This is a genomic window from Desulfobacteraceae bacterium (assembly GCA_022340425.1).
Lineage (GTDB): Bacteria > Desulfobacterota > Desulfobacteria > Desulfobacterales > JAABRJ01 > JAABRJ01.
The window spans coordinates 1-6,349 of sequence record JAJDNY010000010.1 but is presented as its reverse complement, the minus strand read 5'-3'; the positions used below and the strand labels follow the sequence as shown (position 1 = coordinate 6,349).

At 62.8% G+C, this 6,349-nt stretch carries 7 protein-coding genes; 6 read left to right on the top strand and 1 reads right to left on the bottom strand.

What is annotated here, in order from left to right; all coding sequences use genetic code 11:
* Nucleotides 1–249 precede the first annotated feature (249 nt).
* The 5 genes from LJE63_00895 (at nucleotide 250) to LJE63_00875 (ending at nucleotide 4,991) form a co-directional block, all read left to right on the top strand.
* On the top strand, nucleotides 250–513 hold the full coding sequence (locus tag LJE63_00895) for a tyrosine-type recombinase/integrase (GenBank protein ID MCG6905150.1): 264 nt from the start codon (nucleotides 250–252) through the stop codon (nucleotides 511–513).
* A gap of 85 nt (nucleotides 514–598) precedes the next feature.
* Nucleotides 599–808 carry a hypothetical protein gene (locus LJE63_00890; protein ID MCG6905149.1) on the top strand — a complete coding sequence of 70 codons (210 nt, stop codon included), beginning with the start codon at nucleotides 599–601 and terminating at the stop codon, nucleotides 806–808.
* 77 nt (nucleotides 809–885) lie between these two features.
* Nucleotides 886–2,808, top strand: a complete 1,923-nt coding sequence (locus LJE63_00885; GenBank protein ID MCG6905148.1) for a PAS domain-containing protein — start codon at nucleotides 886–888, stop codon at nucleotides 2,806–2,808.
* Complete coding sequence (locus LJE63_00880; GenBank protein MCG6905147.1) at nucleotides 2,805–3,245, top strand: NUDIX hydrolase; 441 nt, start codon at nucleotides 2,805–2,807, stop codon at nucleotides 3,243–3,245. Before LJE63_00885 ends, LJE63_00880 begins: the two co-directional genes overlap by 4 nt.
* A 159-nt stretch (nucleotides 3,246–3,404) precedes the next feature.
* Nucleotides 3,405–4,991 carry a peptide chain release factor 3 gene (locus tag LJE63_00875; protein ID MCG6905146.1) on the top strand — a complete coding sequence of 529 codons (1,587 nt, stop codon included), beginning with the start codon at nucleotides 3,405–3,407 and terminating at the stop codon, nucleotides 4,989–4,991.
* A gap of 38 nt (nucleotides 4,992–5,029) precedes the next feature.
* Here the strand turns inward: LJE63_00875 and LJE63_00870 are convergent, their stop codons facing one another.
* A complete protein-coding gene (locus tag LJE63_00870) occupies nucleotides 5,030–5,482 on the bottom strand; it encodes a hypothetical protein (GenBank protein ID MCG6905145.1) in 453 nt (150 codons plus the stop codon).
* A gap of 229 nt (nucleotides 5,483–5,711) precedes the next feature.
* Between LJE63_00870 and LJE63_00865 the strand changes: the two genes are divergently transcribed.
* The coding region (locus tag LJE63_00865) for a hypothetical protein (protein ID MCG6905144.1) at nucleotides 5,712–6,349 on the top strand (638 nt) is incomplete at its 3' end.

Here is a 6,349-nt window from a genome sequence, read left to right as displayed (position 1 = left end):
CGGTAAAAAGTAGAAAATCAGACAGTTTCGTAAAAAGCCCAAGTTCAAGGCGCGCAAATCTCGAGGAGTGAGGGGTACTTATGTACCCCGCAGCGACTTCGAGATGCAGCGCAACGCGGAAATTGGGTTTTTTACGGAACTGTCAAGATTCGCCCCATCAAAGATACTGAGAACCTGTTTGTTTGTCTTGATGGGTCCTCATGCAATGAACCTCAATACGGAAATCCCTTTTCTTGCCGGCAGCAACTGATGCGAAGGCTGTACAAGGCGGCAATAGTCAAAGCCTTCGAATTTCATTCGATTCGTCATCTAACCGCATCCATCCGATTTGTTGCCGGGGAGCCCCTCTGGAAAATCCAGGGCATTCTTCGCCACAAAAGCCCCACGACGACAGAACGTTACCTTCGAACCCTGGGACTGGAGTCGGCCCGGGATGCCATGGAAAACAACCTCCCTGGCCCAGCGGTCATCCCATCCCCTAAACACAAAACGCCCTCAGAGGAGGCTCTCTGAAGGCGTTTTGTATCCGGATTTTGTATCCGGCTTTAGATGAGGCAACTTTTAACCCGTAACCAAATGAATTTTATTGCTTACCCATATGAGAGACAAACCCCTGTTAGCGGCCTATCAGGCCGAGGCGGTCGGCGGCGGCCTGCAGGCAGCAGACGAGGCTTTGGATGCCCGCCTGTTCGCGCCGGCGGAGATTCCCTGGCAGGATTTGGTCTTTCCCAGCACCCGCGACGCCCTGCGGGACTATCTCGGTAAATGTGCGCCGGCCCCGCCGCCCCTTGGACCCCGCACCCCGTGAGCGCGGCCGTGAACGGGACCTTCGCGGTTGAACCCCCTGCGGGGCCATCCACCGCGGCCATCAACGGAACAGGCACCATGGAAAACACCATTTTTGTGCTGGCGGCCGCCGCCGCGGACCGCCGCCGACTGGCCGCCGCGCTGGGCGGCAGTGGGATCGAGACCTTTGCCGAGGCGCACGCCGCCCTCAACGCGATCACGGACCGGCCCCCGACGGTGGTGCTGGCCGAAGACGTTCTGCTTGGCGCAGAATCCCTGGCGCGCCTGGGGGCGCTCTCTCCGCCGCCGCAGCTGGTGGTTTTGACGGCACCCGAGGTTTGGACCGCCGCCGTGGAGCGCCTGGGCCAGACGGCGGCCGCCTTCCTGCCGCACGACGCCGGCGCCGGGGCCCTGGTGGCCGCCGTGGAGCGCTGCCTGCGCCTGGGGCGGCTGCAGCACCGGGCGGATACGCTGGAAAATGGGCTTTCGGCCGGGATCGCAGCCCAGCTGGCTGAACGGGTGAACACCGAACGTTTCCTGGCCGTCAAGCAGATCGTCGACAAGGTGTCCCACTTCATCGGACTTCTGGCCCGCGAGGTCGAAGGGGGCGTGGCGTATTTCAACCAGACCCCCTATTTCGTCTCCCTGCACGACCGCAATCTCCGCCTGGTGGCCACCAACCCCACTTTCAATCGCCATTTCGGCCATCGCCTGGGGACCCGCAGTTGGGAGATCTACGAGGGCCAGGCCGGCCGGCCCGAAACCTGCCCCGTGGCCGTCAGCATGCGCTCGGAGATCGTCCACACCACCCGCGCCACGGCGCGCTACCGCAGCGGCCGCAAGGTGCCGGTGATCGTCCACTGCGCACCGATTTTCAACAACGACGGCGAGGTCGACCTGATTCTGGAAGTCGCCACCGGCAGCAAGGAAATCCAGGACATCAAACTGGAGCTGCAGCGCACCCGCCAGCGCTATGAACTGCTCTTCGACGAGGTGCCCTGCCATATTGCCGTGCTGGACCGCAAGGGCCGCATCACGGCGGTCAACCGCCGGTTCAAGGAGGATTTCGGCCAGGAGACGGGGATCGACTTTTTCGATCTGTTCAGCTTCTCCCGCAAACCCTGCTGCCGGTGCCCCATCGAGAGCAGCCTGCAGGACGGCGAGCCCCACCAGGCCGAGATGTTCCTCTCCGCCCAAAACGGCCGCCGCCTGAATGCCATGGTCTGGACGGCGCCCATCAAAAGCGCCAGCGGCAAGCTGCTCCAGGTGCTGGTGATCTTCGCCGATGTCACCCGCCTGCGCGAGGTGGAGCACAACTTATCAACCCTAGGCCTGATGATCGGCTCCATCTCCCACGGCATCAAAGGTGTTCTGACCGGTCTGGACGCCGGCCTCTATCTGATCGACGCCGGTTTCTACCGCGACATGCCGGCCCAGATCGAGGAGGGGCTGGAAATCAGCCGGATGATGGTGGAGCGCATCCGCAAGGTGGTGCTCAATATTCTCTACTACGCCAAAAAGCGGGAGCTCGCAACGGAGCAGGTGGACCTCCCGCGGTTTGTCTGCGAGGTCGCCGACCAGATGGAAGCCAAGATCCGCGGGGCGGACGTCCGCCTGGTCTGCCAATTCGACCCGCAACGGGTTACCATCGCGGTGGACCCGGCCATCATCCGCTCGGCGCTCTTCAACATTCTGGAAAACGCCCTGGAGGCCTGCATCGAAGACCCCAGCGACAAACCCCACCGGATCGTCTTCAGCACCTCCCAGGATGAGGATCACGTCGTCATCGAGATCCGCGACAACGGCTGCGGCATGGACCCGGAAACCCTGAAGGAGATCTTCACCATGTTCTACTCCACCAAGGGCAACCAGGGGACCGGGCTGGGGCTTTTCATCACCGAGCAGGTCATCCGTGAACACGGCGGCACCATCCGCGTGAAATCCCGCCCGGGGGAGGGCACCCTTTTTTCGATCAGGCTGCCCAAAAGCCGCTGGCCAGGGGGCGGCAAGAGGCACCCATGACCGCTTTGATGCCCATTGCGCCGGCCCCCCGGGTGGGGGTCGGCGTCATTCTGATCCGCGACGGCCGCGTGCTGTTGGGCAAGCGCCGGAATGCCCACGGGGCCGGCAGCTGGCAGTTCCCCGGCGGACACCTGGAGTTCGGCGAAACGGTGGCGGCCTGCGCCCGCCGTGAAGTCCGCGAAGAAACCGGCCTGCAGCTGGGGCCGGTGCGGCTGGGCCCCTACACCAACGACGTCTTCGCAGCCGAAGGCCACCACTACGTCACGCTCTACGCCGTCGCCCAGGCCCCCCGGGGCGAACCCACGGTCCTGGAGCCCGGGAAATGTGCTTGCTGGCATTGGTTTGCGTGGTCCCGGCTGCCCGACCCGCTCTTTCTGCCGATAAGAAACCTGCTCGCTTCAGGTTTCGATCCGCTGCCCTGGGCCCCGGGTGGATGAAGGCTTCAGGACGGCCCCGGCCAGGGTTTGACAAGCGCTGGCATTTGACGTAAATTTTTTTTGAAACGGGTCCGATCTCGGTCCCGTTTTTTTATCACCTGAACCTTTCACAAAAAGCCTGGGATTTCCGCCGTGGCGGAGACCCCAGAGGACGGCCAGATGCAAAAACGACAGCAAGAAGAGGTTCTGCGGCGGCGCACTTTCGGCATTATCAGTCACCCCGACGCCGGCAAGACCACCCTGACCGAAAAGCTGCTGCTCTTCGGCGGCGCCATCCAACTGGCCGGCGCCGTCAAGGCCCGCAAGGCCGCCCGCCACGCCACCAGCGACTGGATGGCCGTGGAGCGGGAGCGCGGCATTTCGGTGACCACCTCGGTCATGAAATTCAACTACCGCGACTTCGAGATCAACCTCCTGGACACCCCCGGCCACCAGGATTTCTCCGAGGACACCTACCGCGTGCTGACCGCCGTGGACAGCGCCCTGATGGTGATCGACAGCGGCAAAGGGGTCGAGCCCCAGACCGAAAAGCTGATGGAGGTCTGCCGCATGCGCAACACTCCGATCATTACCTTCATCAACAAGCTCGACCGTGACGGACTGGCCCCGCTGGACCTGCTGACGGACATCGAAGACAAGCTCCAGATCGAGTGCACCCCGCTTTCCTGGCCCATCGGCGCCGGCAAGAATTTCAGGGGGGTCTACAACCGCTACCGTCAAACCCTGCAGCTCTTCAGCCCCGGCGGCGATACCCGCGACACCGATGATTTGCTGATCACCGATTTGGCCGACCCCCGCCTGGACGCCCTGCTGGGCAGTCAGGCCGCGGAATTGCGCGAGGACGTGGCGCTCCTGGAGGGCGCCGCCAACCCGCTGGAGCAGGCCCACTACCGCCAAGGCAACCAAACCCCGGTCTTTTTCGGCAGCGCCATCAACAATTTCGGCGTCCGGGAACTCCTGGACGCCTTGGTGGAAATGGCCCCGCCGCCCACCGGGCGGGCCACCACCACCCGGGTCGTCTCCCCGCTGGAACCCCCTTTTTCGGGGTTCGCCTTTAAGATCCAGGCCAACATGGACCCCGCCCACCGCGACCGGATCGCCTTTATCCGGATCTGCTCGGGCAAGTTCACCCGCGGCATGAAGGTGATCCACCACCGCCTGGGCAAGGAGGTCACCTGGGCCAATGCCACCATCTTCATGGCCCAGGACCGCGCCCACGTCGAGGAAGCCTATCCCGGTGACATCATCGGCATCCACAACCACGGGACCATCAAGATCGGAGACACCTTCTCCGAAAAAGAGCCGCTGCAGTTCACGGGCATCCCCAACTTCGCACCGGAACATTTCCGCCGCGTGCTGCTCAAAAACCCCCTCAAGCTCAAGCAGCTCCAAAAAGGCCTGACCCAGCTGGCCGAGGAGGGGGCGGTGCAGTTTTTTCGCCCGGTCTCGGGCAGCGCCTTCATCCTCGGTGCGGTGGGGGTGTTGCAGTTCGACGTGACCATGGCGCGGCTGAAAAACGAGTATGGCGTCGATGCCGTCTACGAGCCAGTCAACTACGCCACCGCCCGCTGGATCGCCTGCGCGGACCGCAACCGGCTGGCAGCTTTCGAAAAGGAGAAGCAGGATATGCTCGCCCGGGACGCCGTCGGCCACCTGGCCTACCTGGCGCCCAGCGAGTGGCGCTTGAATTTCGACATGGAAAACTGGCCGGACATCGTTTTCCGCAAGACCCGCGAGCAGGACTGAATCTCATGCCCTGCGCCAAGCGGTCGGAAGCAGCGGTTTCAGGCCAGCAGATTCAGGCGGTTGCCCAGGGTACGGACCATGTTCATGAACGTGGCGGGCAGGGGTACCTCCCGCTCGACGACCAGAATGCCCAACTCATCGGCCCGGCTGAGAACGGCGCTGCTGTCGATGTTCTCCTGATGGTCGCAGAGAAACTGGATCCGCAGGGCATCGGTCAGGGCGATGCGCAGGTTCGGATGCCGAACGGCCAAAAGTCCCAGCTCATCGTGAATGATCACCCGATGCGCCTGGGCAAAGGCTGCAAAGGTTGGATCGGGGTTGGGCGTTCCAAATAGTTCGTTGATGACCGCACCCGAGAGCCTGCCGGCAAACTCCGCCCCGCGTTGGGGGTACTTTTCACCCAGGTAGGGCTTCAACTCTTTGAAGAGGATCATTTTGACCACCGCCACCCCTTCCCGCAAGACTGGAACCAATGTATGCTCGACGCTCACGCGGCACCTCCCTGATTGAAATCGCCGGGCATTGCCGGCCCCGGCGCAGTAGCATTTTCGCCCCCCACCGTCAAACCTTTCCTCTCCGGCAAGGGTCCCGCAGCACCAAAGTACTGCCAAAAAAGTGTTTACAAACGAACCCTTATCCTATATAGGATGAGCGGCTTGTCAGCCTGCTCGCCGTCATGGCTAGTCATGCTTCCAACACTCTAACCTCTGAGGGGTTTCCATGGCCAAAAAACCTACCAGCAAGACCAGCAGCAAGAAGAAAAAAACAGCTGCCGCCAAAAAAAACGAGGAAAAGAAGACCAAGACAAGCAAAAAATCCAAGGCCGCGCCAGGGGCCAAAGCCAAGGCCGGCGCCGCTGGAAAATCCACCGCCAAAGCGGTGACGCTCCAGGATCTGCTGGCCCGCCGATTTACCCCGCTGGAGACCCAGACGCCGGTCAAAGTGTCACCCCCGGACATTTCGTCGGAGGGTTTCAGCGCCCCGCCCTTCTTCGAAGCCGACAGCCCTGCGGAAGCCGAACGCCTGCGGGAGGTGCTGGGGCGACGGTTCGACTACGAGGCCATCAAGGCCGCTGCCGCTAAAAAGGCCCCCGCCAAGAAAGCCCCAGCCAAAAAGGCCGCGGCGAAGAAGTCCACCCCCCCAAAGGCACCCGCCAAACCGGTGACCACCCGGGAGATCCTGGCGCGCCGCTTCGCCCCGCTGGAGGCTCGGGCGCCGATCAAGGTGTCACCTCCGGACATTTCGTCGGAGGGTTTCAGCGCCCCGCCCTTCTTCGAAGCCGACAGCCCTGCGGAAGCCGAACGCCTGCGGGAGGTGCTGGGGCGACGGTTCGACTACGAGGCCATCAAGGCCGCTGC

Excerpts from the sequence above, each read along its gene's own strand:
- LJE63_00890 (MCG6905149.1), top strand. The coding sequence starts at position 599 with ATGAGAGACAAACCCCTGTTAGCGGCCTATCAGGCCGAGGCGGTCGGC.
- LJE63_00875 (MCG6905146.1), top strand. The coding sequence starts at position 3,405 with ATGCAAAAACGACAGCAAGAAGAGGTTCTGCGGCGGCGCACTTTCGGC.
- LJE63_00880 (MCG6905147.1), top strand. The coding sequence starts at position 2,805 with ATGACCGCTTTGATGCCCATTGCGCCGGCCCCCCGGGTGGGGGTCGGC.
- LJE63_00895 (MCG6905150.1), top strand. The coding sequence starts at position 250 with ATGCGAAGGCTGTACAAGGCGGCAATAGTCAAAGCCTTCGAATTTCAT.
- LJE63_00885 (MCG6905148.1), top strand. The coding sequence starts at position 886 with ATGGAAAACACCATTTTTGTGCTGGCGGCCGCCGCCGCGGACCGCCGC.